The sequence below is a fragment of the Bacillus sp. CFBP9009 genome (assembly GCF_036541465.1).
GTDB lineage: Bacteria > Bacillota > Bacilli > Bacillales > DSM-1321 > Peribacillus.
The window spans coordinates 738062-753744 of sequence record NZ_JAZHFU010000001.1 but is presented as its reverse complement, the minus strand read 5'-3'; the positions used below and the strand labels follow the sequence as shown (position 1 = coordinate 753744).

Here is a 15683-nt window from a genome sequence, read left to right as displayed (position 1 = left end):
AGAAGTGTCTATTCGTTTACCTTAACACGTTTCGACTGCTATTATTATCTCCAATATTAGATAAAAAAGCACGTCTGAATGCGTGTTTATTTTTACTTCAGGTTTGTCCGGAACGCCAATATGGTCCTTAAAATGCCCCGGTTCTTGTTTTTAGCCGGGGCATTTCCTCTATACACTTTCTTTTTTTGATAGGTCCAAGGTTGTGAGGATTTGTTCCGACATCAATTCTTTTTTCAGTGCCTGATCCAGCACTTCTTTCACATTCGAAACGGGAATGATTTCTATATCCTTGATTTCAGATAGAAGTGGCTGCATGTTTTCGGCTGGGACGATTACTTTCTTTGCCCCGGCCAGTTTTGCTGCCTTGATTTTCGGAATGACACCGCCGATCGGTTTAACGCCGCCATGAATGCTTATTTCTCCAGTCATCGCCACTGTGTGATCAACAGGGATTTTATATATGGCCGAGTATATGCCTGTGGCCATTGCAATTCCTGCAGAAGGGCCATCTACTGGACTTCCGCCCGGAAAGTTCACATGGATATCGAATTGATCGGCAGGCACTCCCATCGACCGTAAAACCGTAATGACATTTTCAATTGAACCTTTTGCCATGCTCTTGCGGCGAATCGATTTCCCACTTCCGCCGCCGATACTTTCTTCTTCAACGATGCCAGTAATGTTTATCGATCCTTTTTCATCAGTAGCGGCCATAACCGTAACTTCGATTTCCAGCAACGCCCCGCTGTTGGGACCATAAACTGCAAGACCGTTGACAAGACCTATTTTAGAATTCGCTTCTATTTTCCTGTCCATTCTTTGGGTCAGCTGGCTGCTATGGGCCATCCAATCTATATCTTCTTCTCTGATAAAAGTCCTGTTTTCATTAATTGATATTCCAGAAAGAGTCTGAATCATGTTGACAGCTTCCCTGCCATTTCGGGCATAATCCGAGATCGACTGCAAGCCTTTTTCACTGATGGTGATCCCCACTTTATCTGAGGCATTCTTAGCCACGGTGATTATTTCCTCACGGTCAAGTTCACGGAAAAACACTTCTATGCATCTTGAGCGTATCGCAGGCGCGATTTCATTTGGTGTTCTAGTTGTGGCCCCAATCAATCGAAAGTCGGCCGGCAGTCCATTTTTAAAAATATCATGGATGTGAGTGGGAATATTTTGATTTTCCTCTTGATAATAAGCACTTTCCAGAAAGACCTTACGATCCTCCAATACCTTTAACAGTTTATTCATCTGTATTGGATGAAGCTCCCCAATTTCATCTATGAACAGTACGCCTCCATGAGCATTGCTGACTGCACCCTGCTTTGGCTGCGGAATGCCTGCCTGTCCCATTGCCCCGGCTCCTTGATAGATTGGATCGTGCACAGAACCAATGAGCGGATCGGCAATCCCCCGTTCATCGAACCTGGCTGTGGTGGCGTCCAATTCAACGAAAACGGCTGAATTCTTAAAAGGGGACTTGCCATTTTTCTTCGCCTCTTCCAAAACAAGTCTGGCAGCTGCCGTTTTCCCTACCCCTGGAGGACCGTAAATTATCACATGCTGAGGATTCGGCCCGCATAAAGCAGCTTTTAAAGATTTAATCCCATCTTCTTGACCGATGATTTCATTAAATGTGCTTGGTCTGACTTTCTCTGCCAATGGCTCTGTTAACGAAATCGATCTCATCTTCCGTAATTGGTCCATCTCCTTACGTGAATCACGGTCAATGGAAACTTTTTGTGTCCGCTGGCCTTTCAATAAGTTCAAAAAATACAATCCAATAATAATCCCAAAAAACAGCTGGATAAACAACGCCAATCCTGTCCAATTCATCGTATTCCCTCCTGCTCTCTCCTAGTTTGTCATTTCTGTTAGTATCTCCTTTGGAAGGGCGAAATTATCCAAGAAATTCGTGTTGAAAATTTGGCGTTTTTATCCTAAATAACAACAATTTGAAAAAAAGACAAAGAAAAAGACTGCCAGATGAACTGGCAGTCTTTCTATTCCTTATAAATCAAGCAGATGTTTTCTTTTCTTGTCCTTTGATGGTTGTACCGTCTTTAAGGACGAGCTTTGGAGATTCATTTTTCGAAATCGTGCTGCCTGTGATTACACATTTTGCAACATCATCACGTGAAGGCAGGTCGAACATCACTTCAAGAATGATGCCCTCGATGATGGATCGCAGACCACGTGCACCAGTTTTACGTTCAATTGCCTTTTTAGCAATTTCACTTAGCGCTTCCTGTTCGAATTCCAATTCAACATCGTCAAGCTCAAGCAACTTTTGATATTGTTTAACAAGGGCATTTTTCGGCTGTGTAAGGATTTCAATCAACGCAGCTTCATCCAATTGCTCAAGAGTCGCAATTACCGGAAGACGACCGATGAATTCCGGAATTAATCCGAAACGAAGCAAGTCTTCAGGAAGGACTTTTGAAAGCAATTCTTTTTCTGCAACATCATCCTTTTTCACGTCAGAGCCAAAACCAATGACTTTTTGACCAAGACGGCGTTTGATGATCGGTTCGATGCCATCAAAGGCACCGCCGCAGATGAACAAAATGTTGGTCGTATCAATTTGGATGAATTCCTGATGTGGATGTTTACGTCCACCTTGAGGCGGAACGCTTGCAACCGTTCCTTCAAGGATTTTCAATAATGCTTGTTGCACACCTTCACCAGACACGTCACGTGTAATAGAAGGATTTTCCGATTTACGGGCAACTTTATCGATTTCATCAATATAAATGATGCCTTTTTCCGCTTTTTCCACATCATAATCAGCGGCTTGGATCAGCTTTAGAAGGATGTTTTCGACATCTTCCCCAACATATCCAGCTTCCGTCAATGAAGTGGCATCAGCAATCGCAAAAGGAACATTCAGTAATCGCGCCAATGTTTGCGCAAGAAGGGTTTTCCCGCTTCCCGTCGGTCCGATCAGGGCGATGTTACTTTTAGAAAGCTCAACATCGTCAACTTTGCTATTGGAATTGATACGTTTATAATGGTTGTAAACAGCGACAGCCAAAGATTTCTTTGCCTGTTCTTGTCCAATCACATATTCGTCAAGAATTTCACGGATTTCCATAGGTTTAGGAACATCCCTGAATTCTACTTCTTCATCAGTGCCCAGCTCTTCTTCGACGATCTCCGTACAAAGTTCTATACACTCGTCACAAATATAGACACCTGGACCAGCAACCAGTTTACGGACTTGTTCTTGTGTTTTACCGCAAAAAGAACATTTTAACTGTCCTTTTTCATCATTAAATTTAAACATGTACGTTCACCCCTTTAAATACTCTTCCAACTCTATTACATAGCGGTACCCAATCGTATTGAAAAAAACTAGGCACACATCTACTTAAGCATTCCAAAATCCCTAGTATGTTTTGCATTTTATCATGTTCTTGGAAGTTTAGTAACAAAAATGCTCACGCGTCCGAGTTGTTAAATAAGTACAATAATCAATCAATATGTATTTGCCCTTTACCAGTATGCCCAAAACTTTGGATTTTTAAAAGCAGGATTTGCTGTATAAATATGTATATGCGGTATTAGAACTAATCTACACTGAAATCCAAAAAAAATCAATCAGGAAATAACCGATATTTGAAATTTACACTAATTCTCAATATGTATAAAACAAGGCACGATTACTCGCGCCTTGTTTTTTTAAAGGAAATATTTAAATCTACTTATTTATAAAAATTATTTTGCGTCAACTGTTTTGCTGTTTTCTACCAAGAAGTCAATTGCTTTCTTAATTTTAAGATCGCCTTTGATTCCTTCTAAGTTTCCAAGAGCTTGTTTGATCGCGTCAACTTCCATATTGTACATAGTAGCCATTTGTGTAAGTTCAGCTTCTACATCTTCGTCAGTCGCTTCAAGTTTTTCAACTTCAGCGATTGCTTCAAGAGTTAGGCTCGTACGAACTTGTCCTTCAGCTTCTTCTTTCATTTGCGCTTTTAAAGCTTCTTCGTCTTGACCTGAGAATTGGTAGTAAAGTTCCAAATTCAGACCTTGAGATTGAATGCGTTGAGAGAACTCATTCATCATGCGGTCAACTTCATTTGAAATCATCGCTTCAGGAACGTCCATTTCTGCGCCTTCAACAGCTTTACCAATTACAGTGTTTTGAATGAAGTTTTCTTCTTCGTGTTTTTTGTCATGCTCTAATTTATGTTTTGTTTTTTCTTTAAGTTCAGCCAAAGTTTCCACTTCGTCGTCGACATCTTTCGCGAACTCATCATCCAACTCAGGAAGTTGTTTTGTTTTGATTTCGTGAATTTTCACTTTGAATACTGCTGGTTTACCTGCAAGTTCAGCAGCATGGTATTCTTCAGGGAATGTAACTTCGATATCTTTTTCAGCGCCAGTTTCAAGACCGACAAGTTGCTCTTCAAATCCTGGAATGAAAGAGTTTGAACCGATTTCCAATGAATGGTTTTCTGAAGCTCCGCCTTCGAATGCTTCACCATCAACGAATCCTTCAAAGTCAAGAACAACTGTATCGCCTTCAGCAACTTGTCCTTCTTCTTTAACGACAAGCTCAGCTTGACGCTCTTGTAAAGTTTTCAATTCGTTTTCAACATCTTCGTCAGTTACTTCAGTATTGAATTTTTCAACTTCAACACCTTTGTAATCTCCCAATTTAACTTCAGGCTTAACTGTTACAGTTGCAGTGAAGATTAGGTTTTCGCCTTTTTCCATTTTCTCGATGTCGATTTCAGGACGATCTACAGGCTGAATTCCAGCTTCTTCGACAGCATTTGCATAAGCATCTGGAAGAATGATATCAAGCGCATCTTGGTAAAGTGATTCTACGCCGAATTTTTTTTCGAACATTTGACGTGGCATTTTACCTTTACGGAAGCCAGGTACATTTACTTGTTTCACTACTTTTTTGAAAGCTGCGTCTAAACCTTCGTTTACTTTTGCAGCGTCAACTTCAATTGTTAGTACGCCTTGATTACCTTCTTGTTTTTCCCATTTTACAGACATGTGTTTCCCTCCAAAAAATCTATATACTTCAATAATAAGCATTGGATGAATATGCTTTGCAAGTGTTAACAAGTCATCCTTCAAATATACCCAAAAAATATTGGGGAAATCGTCAAAATTAGACGAATATACATTACAACCACTACATTATACCACAGGATTAATCTGTTACAACAGCAATAGCTTAAATAATGGGATAAGAAATTTCTTCAATTTCTTTTATATAGGAAAGAATATCCGCAATGCTTTCCTCATCAGCCTGGTACAGGTCCGCTAAGTCCCTACCGAAAACTTCCCCGGTCATGTATTCTTCAGCCAAGGCATGATAGGCAGCTGCCCATGCTGGCAAGCTTTCAGATCCGGGTTCAAAAGGAAACAATAAAAAGGAATGACGTTCAATCAAACTATGGACCATTTCAAATAAGCTCGGATTATCCTGACTGATTTCCGCTTCGGTCAGTCCGGTTATCTTCTTATAGAAGTCCGTCTCCTTCAAACTTTTCAATTCCCTTGGTATGACCGACTTCGATTGATTGAATTTCCTCAACGTCACTTCCTCGTTATATTCCTGGTCGATAAGGATGTTAAGGAGCATCGTTTTAAAGAAAGGGTGTCCCTCATCTTTTTGTAGAAATTTTTCGATTTGAGGGATAAATGGTCGAATATTGATATTCGTGAGTTTTGAAATGACCATTAGCATTTCATTATCCGTTTTCCCTTCAAAAAGTTCATCCTCCTGCAATTCCTCCGAAAGCTGCTGATTTTGCCTTTCCTTCTCCTCTTTTTTATCCTCAAGGGCCCTTTTACTGAACTGAAGCATCTTTTCGAAATGTTCCTCTTTATCAAAGGGAATTTGGCTTTCTTCAAATAGCAGTTCGATCGTCGTGACCATTTCCTGATGCTCACCTAATTGCAGCAGTACCATCAAATAAATATTGATCAGTTGAAAATAGTCACCGATGCCTTTATTCAGCATCTCTATACACAACTCTTTTGACTCCTTGTAATGCTCAAGTTCGACTAGCGAGACCACTAGCCCCATGCAAACTTCATCATTCTCGGGCTCATACTCCCTGGCTTGGCTGAAAAGCTGTGCAGCCGCTTTAAAGTTTCTGTTTCCAAGCTCATCCAGTCCCTTTGCAATCAGCCTTTCACCGAGATTTGGAAAGGCGATAATCTTGGTTTCTCCGGCCTTCTTTTGGTTATTCTCATTATCCATCCTATTTTCCGCCTCACCGTTCGCTTTTTGAAAAACAGTTTAGCATGTAATAGCAGGAAACACAAAATTTATATGGGCGGATGAACACCTTTCTTTCTTTCCCAGATAAAAAAATCCCGCATCCTTTCAAATTAAGAAAGGAGAACGGGATATGACCTTCTTCTATTAAATACTCGAAACAGCCTTTTTTTGAGATTCATAGGCAGAAATCTCTTTATCATATTGAAGCGTTATCGAAATTTCATCCCAGCCTTTGATGAGCATTTCCTTCCAATATGGATGAATTTCAAAGCTTGTTTCAAACCCTTGACCATCATTCAATGTCTGATTGGGAAGGTCGATCGTCAACTCATAGTCAGGTGCGGACACTCTCTCCATTAAATAGTTTACTTCAGCCTGGGTTAAAGCGATGGGGACCATGCCATTTTTCATGCAATTACTTTTAAAGATATCTGCATAAGACGGAGCGATGATGATATCGAATCCGTAGTCTTTCAATGACCAAGGGGCATGCTCACGCGAAGAACCGCAGCCAAAATTTTCTCCTGCTATTAAAATGGACGTGTTTTGATTATGAGGCTGATTCAATTCAAAATCAGGACGCTTCTTTCCATTTTCATCAAAACGCCAGTTATAGAATAAAAATTCGCCAAATCCGCTTCGCTCAATCCGTTTTAAAAATTGCTTTGGAATGATTTGGTCCGTATCCACGTTTTTACGGTCAAGTGCCGCCGCTCTTCCTTTATATATAGTAATGGGTTCCATTCTATGCACCTCCGGTTAATTCGTATTCTTAATGGACTTGTTCAGTTCTTTTCAAATTCCTAATATCGACAAATTTCCCATGAATGGCGGCCGCGGCAGCCATAGCCGGACTAACCAGGTGCGTTCTTGCTCCAGCGCCTTGCCTGCCTTCGAAGTTCCGATTACTTGTGGAGGCACAATGCTCACCGGCCGGAACCACGTCAGGATTCATGCTCAGGCACATGCTGCAGCCCGATTCACGCCATTCGAAGCCCGCAGATTTGAAAATTTCATCCAACCCTTCATCTTCCGCTTGCCTTTTGACGCTTTGTGAACCGGGAACGACCATCGCCCGAACTCCTTTTTGAACAGTTTGGCCTTCAATCATTTCTGCAGCTTGCCGTAAGTCCTCAATGCGTGAATTGGTACACGATCCTATGAAAACATGTTGTACGGGAATTTCCGTGATCGGCATGCCTTCCTTAAGACCCATATACTCAATGGCTCGATTCAGTTCCTTGGGATCCATGATATCTTCCGCGAAGGTAGGCACTTTACCGTCCACGCCACTAGCCATTCCAGGATTCGTCCCCCAGCTCACCATTGGTGGAATCAAACTGCCATCAAGAATGATTTCTTGGTCATAAACAGCATCCTCATCACTGGAAAGTGACTTCCAGTCCTGAACACATCGCTCGAACTCTTCTCCTTTCGGCAAATATTTACGACCTTTCAAATAAGAGAACGTTGTTTCATCGGGAGCTACCAGCCCCGCTCTTGCCCCGCCTTCGATCGACATATTGCAAACCGTCATTCTCTCTTCCATCGACATATCCCGGAAAACTTCACCGCAATACTCAATGATATGTCCAGTACCGAAATTGACGCCGAATTTAGAAATCACATATAAAATGACATCTTTCGCCATCACACCATGACCAAGCTTGCCATTAACCTCAAGCTTTAATGTTTTCGGTTTAGTTTGCCATAGGGTTTGAGTGGCCAAAACATGTTCGACCTCACTCGTACCGATTCCAAATGCAATCGAGCCAAACGCACCATGTGTGGAAGTATGACTGTCTCCGCAGACAATCGTCATCCCTGGCTGTGTAAGCCCTAATTCCGGCCCGATAACGTGAACGATACCTTGATCAGGACTGTCTAAATCAGCAAGGCGGATACCGAACTCCTTACAGTTTTGCTCAAGCGCCTCTAGTTGTTTCCTTGCAATATCATCCTCGATGAAATAGCGATTAACGGTTGGCACATTATGATCCATTGTCGCGAAAGTACGATCGGGTCTCCTGACTGTGCGTCCTTTTAATCTCAATCCTTCAAATGCTTGCGGAGAGGTCACTTCATGAATATATTGAAGGTCTATATAAATTAAATCCGGTTTATTCTCCTCTTCATTTACAATATGGCGATCCCATATTTTCTCTATTATCGACTTTCCCATCACTATCCCACCTCGATCAATCTTGTATTTTTTTAAAAAACACGGCCTAATGTTAGGCCGTGAAAGAAGTTTATGCGTAAGCTCCCATGATGTTGGAAATGGCTTCCTGGTCTAAAAGATTTGCTTTTATTTCTGCAATCATCTCTGTAGTGGACGTAATACTTGGTTGGCCATTTGCGATATCGCCTGTTCTTAAGCCATATTCAAGGACCGTTTCCACCGCCTGCTCAACGGCTTTCGCCTCATCTTCCAAACCAAAGGACAGACGCAGCATGGAAGCCGCTGATAAAATCGTCCCAATCGGATTAGCCAGGTTTTTGCCTGCGATATCCGGGGCGGAGCCATGGATCGGTTCATATAGATTAGGCCCATTTGTTGATATGGAGGCGGAAGGAAGCATTCCAAGCGAGCCAGTCAATACCGACGCTTCGTCGCTTAAAATATCACCGAACATATTCTCCGTCACGATAATATCAAATTGTTTCGGGTTTTTGATCAATTGCATGGCTGCATTATCAACAAGCATATGTTCAAGGATTACATCCGGATAGTCCTTGGCAATTTCTTCAGCCGTCTCACGCCACATCCTGCTGGATTCAAGAACATTCGCTTTATCCACGGATGTTACTTTTTTCTTGCGATCCGATGCTAATGCAAAAGCAAGTTCAATGATGCGCTTCATTTCGCTTTTCTGATAGAAAAGTGTATCGACGACCGCCTCTTTCCCTTCTTTTTCAACGCGCTCACTTGGCTTTCCGAAATAAAGGCCGCCAGTTAGTTCCCTGACAATCACGAAATCCACATCTTCAATGAATTCCTTTTTAAGAGGAGAAGATTCCGACAAGCTGGAATAATAGCTGATTGGACGGATGTTAGCATAAAGATTCAAATCTTTTCGGATTTTCAACAAACCTCGTTCCGGTCTTAGGTGCGCAGGCTGGTCATCCCACTTAGGTCCTCCAACGGCCCCTAATAATACCGCATCGCTGTTTTTACAAATCTCCACTGTTTCATCCGGCAGGGGTGAACCTGTGTTATCGATGGCCCCGCCGCCAATCTCACCATATTGAAATTCAAAATCGTGTCCATATCTTTGGGCAACGGCTTCGAGGATTTCTACAGCGCCTCTTGTTACTTCTTTCCCGATGCCATCTCCTTGAAGCACCGCAATATTCCTTTTCATCGAAATCTCCCCTTCCTATTGTAATACTGCTTTTTCTTCCAGTTCCTTCATGATGATCACACGGTTCACAGCGTTCAAATACGCTTTGGCGGATGCTTCCAAGACGTCCTGATCAAGACCCCTGCCGCTTGTTTCCACACCGTTATAATCAATTTTCACAAAAACCTGAGCAAGGGCATCCATTCCGCCGCCCACCGATTGAATTCGATAGTCCAACAAGTTGATCTCGCTGCCCAAACACCTTTCAAGCGTGTTATATAAGGCTTCTACACTTCCTGCACCTGTAGCCGCTTCCTGAATCTCTTCATTATCGCCTTTTTTCAGTGTGACCGTCGCTGTCGCCGTCTGATGGGTACCATGGGAAATCTGTAAGGAAATCATGTCATAAAAACTGATATCCGTCGCTTTCTCTTCAAGCACCAGCGCAACGATATCTTCATCCGTCATGTTCTTTTTATTATCAGCCAATTCCTTGAACTGAATGAATAATGAGTTCATTTCCTCATCCGTTACCGTAAAATTCAACTCTTGTAATCTTTCTTTGAAAGCATGGCGTCCTGAATGCTTTCCTAAAACTAGTGAGTTGGACGAAACCCCGACAAGTTCAGGTGAAATGATTTCATATGTCGTTTTTTCTTTTAACACGCCATCCTGGTGAATGCCAGATTCATGTGCGTATGCATTGGCACCAATAATGGCTTTATTAGCAGGTACTTGCATTCCCGTAAGACGGCTGACCAAATCACTGGTCCTTTTTATTTCATTCAATACAAGACCCGTTTCCGCTTGATAGAAATCTTTACGGATGTAAAGTGCCATGGCCACTTCTTCAAGCGCCACGTTTCCGGCACGTTCACCAATTCCGTTGATTGTGCCTTCGACTTGCGTAGCTCCGCCTTCGATGGCAGCCAATGAATTGGCCGTCGCCATTCCAAGATCGTCATGGCAGTGTGCGGATAAACTAACTTTATCAATAGAAGGAACATGTTCACGAAGGTATCTGAAAATGTTTCCGTACTCGATTGGAGCTGCATATCCAACAGTATCCGGGATGTTAATGACCTTAGCACCAGCTTGAATGACCGCTTCGACGATTTCAGCCAAATAGTCAAGTTCTGTACGGCTTGCATCTTCTGCAGACCATTGTACGATCGGAAAACGCGCTGCCCCGTACTTGACCATCTCAACTGCCTTTTCAATAACTTGCTGCTTCGACATTTTCAACTTATATTCACGATGAATGGGCGAAGTGGCGATGAAAGTATGCAACCTTGGTTCTTCTCCGCCCCTTAATGAATCCCAAGCTGCATCGATATCTCCTTTTACAGCACGCGCCAGCCCTGTGACAGAGCTGTTTTTGATTTTGCGCGCGATTTCCTGTACGGAGTTGAAATCCCCTTTGGATGCTGCCGGAAAACCGGCTTCGATAATATCAACACCCAATCTTTCAAGCTGATAAGCAATTTCAAGTTTTTCGGTAAAATTCAAATTTACACCGGCTGATTGCTCCCCATCTCGAAGTGTAGTTTCAAATATGTTAATTTTTCGCAACGGCTACCACTTCTTTCTCTTTTTGTTGAGGTTTTACGAATGGCATCATTTTTCTTAATTCACGGCCAACCACTTCGATTTGATGTTGGTTTTCACGATTATTGATAGCATTGAAGACTGGACGATTCGCTTGGTTTTCCAAGATCCATCCTTTAGCGAACTCACCGTCTTGGATGTCTTTCAAGATCGCTTTCATTGCCTCTTTCGTAGTTTCCGTCACAACGCGTGGTCCAGAAACGAAATCTCCCCATTGAGCTGTGTCAGAAATGGAATAGCGCATGTTTTCCATACCGCCTTCATACATAAGGTCGATGATTAATTTAAGTTCATGTAAACACTCGAAATATGCTACTTCCGGTTGGTATCCAGCTTCTGTCAAGGTTTCGAATCCAGCTTTCACAAGGGCAGTCAATCCGCCGCAAAGTACGGCCTGCTCTCCAAATAGATCCGTTTCCGTTTCTTCCTGGAATGTAGTTTCCAAACCTCCAGCTCTTAAAGAGCCGATTCCCCGAGCGTACGCAAGGGCCAAATCTTTTGCTTCACCCGTAACATTTTGATAGATGGCGAATAATGCCGGCACCCCTGCACCTTGTTCATATGTACGGCGAACAAGATGTCCCGGACCCTTTGGAGCGACTAATAATACATCTACGTCTGCCGGAGGAACGATTTGATTGAAATGGACGTTGAATCCGTGTGCGAACATTAACGCTTGACCTGCACGCAATACCGGTTTGATTTCTTCTTGATATACTTTCGGCTGAGTTTCATCCGGTAATAGGTTCATGATCACGTCTGCCTGTTCAGCTGCCTCTTTCACCGTGTAAACATTAAAGCCGTCTTCCACCGCTTTATCGAAGGATTTACCTTTCCTGATTCCGATGATTACATCTACACCGCTGTCACGTAGGTTTTGTGCGTGTGCGTGTCCTTGTGATCCATATCCGATGACCGCTACCTTTTTATTGTTGAAGAAATTCTCGTTTGCTTCTGCGTTATAATATACTTTTGCCATAATAATTACATCTCCCTTTTCATCATTGTTTTTTGTTTTGTTTTTTGTTTTGTTTTTTGTTTTATACGATTGTCGCACTCTTAGCGTGTGCAATTTGCATTCCACGCGGGATGGCGGCTGTCCCTGTCCTTGCCAATTCCTTGATGCCATATGGCTTGATCAGTTCAATGAAGGCTTCGATTTTATCCGATTCCCCTGTGATTTGAACTGTCAGGCTATCTTTACTGACATCAATAACTGAAGCTCGGAAGGGTTCGATGACTGAATAAATCTCGGCTCGGGTTTGTGTAGTCACCAATATTTTAATGAGTGCAAGTTCCCTCGCTACAATCGATTGATTCGTAATATCATATACTTTCAAAACATCGATCTGCTTATTCAATTGCTTGGTGATCTGTTCAATGACAGCTTCGTCATCAACATCGACCACGAAGGTCATCCTTGAAATGCCATCCTGTTCGGAAGGTCCGACAGTCATGCCTTCAATGTTATAATTTCTTTTCGTGAACAGGTTCGTAATCCGATTCAGGACGCCTGGCCTGTTGTTCACGGTGAGGCTAAGAATTCCCTTCATTGATTAAACTCCTTCCATTTCATCAAGCCCTTTTCCTTGTGCTACCATCGGAAAGACATTTTCGTTTTGTTTTACCCGGAAATCAATCAACACTGGACCATCAGTCTTTAACGCTTCATCCAGGCAGTTACTTGCTTCTTCCTCCGTCGTCACTTTGTATCCCGGAATTCCATAAGCATCGGCCAATTTCACGAAATCCGGATGCGATTGAAAAATACTGTGTGAGAAACGTTTATCATGAAAGAGTTCCTGCCACTGTCTTACCATCCCTAGTGCCCCGTTGTTGACGATGATGATTTTGATTGGCAGATTCATTTCGGCAATGACTGAAAGTTCCTGCAGGCACATCTGGAATCCACCATCCCCCGATATGGAGAGCACCGTCGCTTTCGGATTCGCCAGTTGCGCTCCGAGAGCCGATGGTAGGCCAAAGCCCATCGTCCCCAATCCACCGGAAGTGACCCATGAATTCGGTTTATTAAATGGATAGTATTGCGCTGCCCACATTTGATGCTGTCCAACATCCGTCGTAACAATGGCTTCCCCATTCGTTTTTTCATGAAGCATCTGGATGACCCGCTGAGGTTTCAATACGCCTTCTTCATGGGTATAACGCAATGGGAACTCTTCATTCCACGCAGTCAGCTGTGTTGCCCATTCATCAATTTCCGGTTTCTTGCCACTTTGCGCAATCAACTCCGCCAGCGCTTCCTTGGCACTTCCGACGACCGGAATTTTTGTCGGCACATTTTTACCGATTTCCGCTGGATCAATATCGATATGGGCCACCGTTGCATGCTGTGCGAATTTCGCTAGGTTCCCAGTCAATCGATCATCGAACCTGGCACCGATATTGATTAATAGATCACATTTCGCTAATGCCATGTTTGCTGCATAGCAGCCATGCATACCACCCATTCCGATAAAGAGAGGATGTTCCGCCGGAAAGCCCCCAAGACCCAATAAAGTGTGGACGACGGGAATGCCTTGCTGCTCGACATATTCCTTTAATAGATGGGAGGCCTTTGCATGCAGGACACCTGCCCCTGCAAGAATGACCGGTCTTTTCGCCCCGCTTACGGCTTCAACAAGCTTTCTGATCTGTAAGTAATTCGGCTTGGTCGTCGGCTGATAGCCCGGGAGATTCATTTCTGGCTCCTCTTCAGTCGATACACCTTCTATAATGGCCATGTCCTTAGGTATATCGATTAATACTGGACCGGGCCGGCCGCTGGAAGCGATATAAAAAGCTTCTTTTATAATGCGCGGAAGGTCTTCCGGCCTCCTTACCTGATAGTTATGTTTTGTGATTGGGGTAGTAATCCCCAGTACATCAGCCTCCTGGAAAGCATCCGAGCCAATTACACTGGTAGCTACCTGACCCGAAATTACCACAAGCGGTAAAGAGTCAATCATTGCATCGGCCAAACCGGTGACAATGTTCGTTGCCCCTGGACCGGATGTAACTATGACCACCCCCGGCTTGCCGGTAATCCTGGCGTATCCTTCCGCTGCATGAATCGCACCTTGTTCGTGCCTTGTCAAAATATGAAAAAGTTCTGAACTGTAAAGCTTGTCATAAATCGGCAATACAGAACCTCCCGGATAACCAAAGATGACTTCAACATTTTCCTTTTTCAATGCATTCAGCAGAAATTCAGCACCACTATAATGTGTCTTTCCACTTTTCCGATCAGCAACAACTGACTTTTGTGTCATTTCGTAAAAAACCTCCTTCGCTTTTCCATTAAATATTTCTTAACATTCAGAATTTTCAGCTTTTTATGCATACAAAAAAGCCTTTTCACCCCAAATGTACTTGCACTCGGCAAGTTAAAGGGGTGAAAAGGCTTGATGAGCCACTCCACGGTACCACCCTTTTTCGCATGAAACTCCATGCGCACTTTGAATAGCCTACGCTATTCTCTGTTTTGGTAACGGGTACTGGTACGCACCCGTTCAGCCCTACTAGTCTGACGTTCAAGCTGAAACTCCAAGGTGAGTTCATCTTTCGGGACAATACCGGCTCTCAGCTACCCGGCTCTCTGTGACTGCCTTTTTAAAAGACTACTTATCCTCTTCAATGCTTTTCGCATTATTCATATTTTTCGAAACGCTTATGTTTGATGTCTTGTATTTGTGATTATCTTACGTGTATTTCAGGTAGTAGTCAACAGGTTTTTTGAAATTTTTTGATAATTCTAAATTGAAAGATTTGTTGTATCCGCTTACATACCTATTATGACCACATTCTACAAAAAAAGTTTTTTCAATATTTAATTTTTAAAAACGTCAGATATCCCATTAAAATTATTAAAGTGATAACAAACTTCTCCACTGAAATATCCTCAAACTACCCACATAATGCCAGTCACTAGTATTAGGGTTCCCAAATAGCGGATCATCCATTTTCCCTTTCACTGTTCACTGACGCCACTCTTGATACAAGATTCGGCCTCAATCCCTTTTGAAGATCTCTCGTGGATAAACCGCCTGACATTCCAAGATGCGGAAAATCCCGGAACAATTCAAAATCCCCTCCCCAAACAAATCCCAGGGATTTTGCTATGGCCGCTACCCTTGTCCACTTTTCGCCCTCTGTCCACAATGTCCGCTTGCCGTCATCACTAACAATGACAAAATCTACAGCAAGTCCAAAGTTATGCAAGGACTGGCCCGCTCTGGCATAAGTCACGATAGGCATGGATTTATTCGTTCTGCCCCGTTCATACAATTCATTTTGTTCTGGGAAACTTCTATAACCAGCCGTTATTTGAACAAATATCCCCGCTTCATAAGCTAATTTAACCACTTCGAGTATCGTCTCGTTCACGACCGGGTTCATACCGCCTCCCATATTTTCCTTTGCGCGATTCAATAGGGTTTGTAATTTGATGGCCCTCCTAGCACCTCCCCTATATTAAA

12 protein-coding genes and 1 other annotated feature are annotated in these 15683 nt (G+C 42.9%); all 12 genes read right to left on the bottom strand.

The genetic code is table 11. From position 1 onward, the window contains the following. Positions 1-168 precede the first annotated feature (168 nt). The gene (gene lonB, locus V3595_RS03890) at positions 169-1839 is read right to left on the bottom strand and encodes an ATP-dependent protease LonB (RefSeq protein ID WP_350299629.1); all 1671 of its coding nucleotides are present in this window, start codon (positions 1837-1839) and stop codon (positions 169-171) included. 181 nt (positions 1840-2020) lie between these two features. Further along, positions 2021-3289 (bottom strand): ATP-dependent protease ATP-binding subunit ClpX, encoded by a 1269-nt coding sequence (gene clpX / locus V3595_RS03885; RefSeq protein ID WP_057276653.1) that lies wholly within the window; start codon positions 3287-3289, stop codon positions 2021-2023. 431 nt (positions 3290-3720) lie between these two features. Continuing rightward, entirely contained in the window at positions 3721-5013 is a 1293-nt protein-coding gene (gene tig, locus V3595_RS03880; protein ID WP_485905476.1) for a trigger factor, read from the bottom strand. Positions 5014-5197: 184 nt separating this feature from the next. Next, complete coding sequence (locus V3595_RS03875; protein WP_485905475.1) at positions 5198-6232, bottom strand: tetratricopeptide repeat protein; 1035 nt, start codon at positions 6230-6232, stop codon at positions 5198-5200. 165 nt (positions 6233-6397) lie between these two features. Continuing rightward, positions 6398-6997 (bottom strand): 3-isopropylmalate dehydratase small subunit, encoded by a 600-nt coding sequence (gene leuD / locus V3595_RS03870; RefSeq protein WP_241593815.1) that lies wholly within the window; start codon positions 6995-6997, stop codon positions 6398-6400. 28 nt (positions 6998-7025) lie between these two features. Next, a complete protein-coding gene (gene leuC / locus V3595_RS03865) occupies positions 7026-8435 on the bottom strand; it encodes a 3-isopropylmalate dehydratase large subunit (RefSeq protein ID WP_137020103.1) in 1410 nt (469 codons plus the stop codon). A gap of 70 nt (positions 8436-8505) precedes the next feature. Next, positions 8506-9618, bottom strand: coding sequence for a 3-isopropylmalate dehydrogenase (gene leuB, locus V3595_RS03860; protein ID WP_402898151.1), 1113 nt, complete (start codon positions 9616-9618; stop codon positions 8506-8508). Between the two features lie 15 nt (positions 9619-9633). Continuing rightward, positions 9634-11169 (bottom strand): 2-isopropylmalate synthase, encoded by a 1536-nt coding sequence (locus tag V3595_RS03855; protein ID WP_350299633.1) that lies wholly within the window; start codon positions 11167-11169, stop codon positions 9634-9636. Next, complete coding sequence (ilvC, locus tag V3595_RS03850; RefSeq protein ID WP_101222818.1) at positions 11156-12184, bottom strand: ketol-acid reductoisomerase; 1029 nt, start codon at positions 12182-12184, stop codon at positions 11156-11158. Before ilvC ends, V3595_RS03855 begins: the two co-directional genes overlap by 14 nt. Positions 12185-12245: 61 nt before the next feature. After that, positions 12246-12758 (bottom strand): acetolactate synthase small subunit, encoded by a 513-nt coding sequence (gene ilvN, locus V3595_RS03845; RefSeq protein WP_101222819.1) that lies wholly within the window; start codon positions 12756-12758, stop codon positions 12246-12248. Positions 12759-12761: 3 nt separating this feature from the next. Beyond that, positions 12762-14477, bottom strand: a complete 1716-nt coding sequence (gene ilvB, locus V3595_RS03840) for an acetolactate synthase large subunit (protein WP_485905474.1) — start codon at positions 14475-14477, stop codon at positions 12762-12764. A gap of 115 nt (positions 14478-14592) precedes the next feature. Continuing rightward, positions 14593-14851 (bottom strand) — a binding site (T-box leader). Positions 14852-15159: 308 nt separating this feature from the next. Next, entirely contained in the window at positions 15160-15636 is a 477-nt protein-coding gene (locus V3595_RS03835; protein WP_485905473.1) for a M15 family metallopeptidase, read from the bottom strand. Positions 15637-15683: the final 47 nt, after the last annotated feature.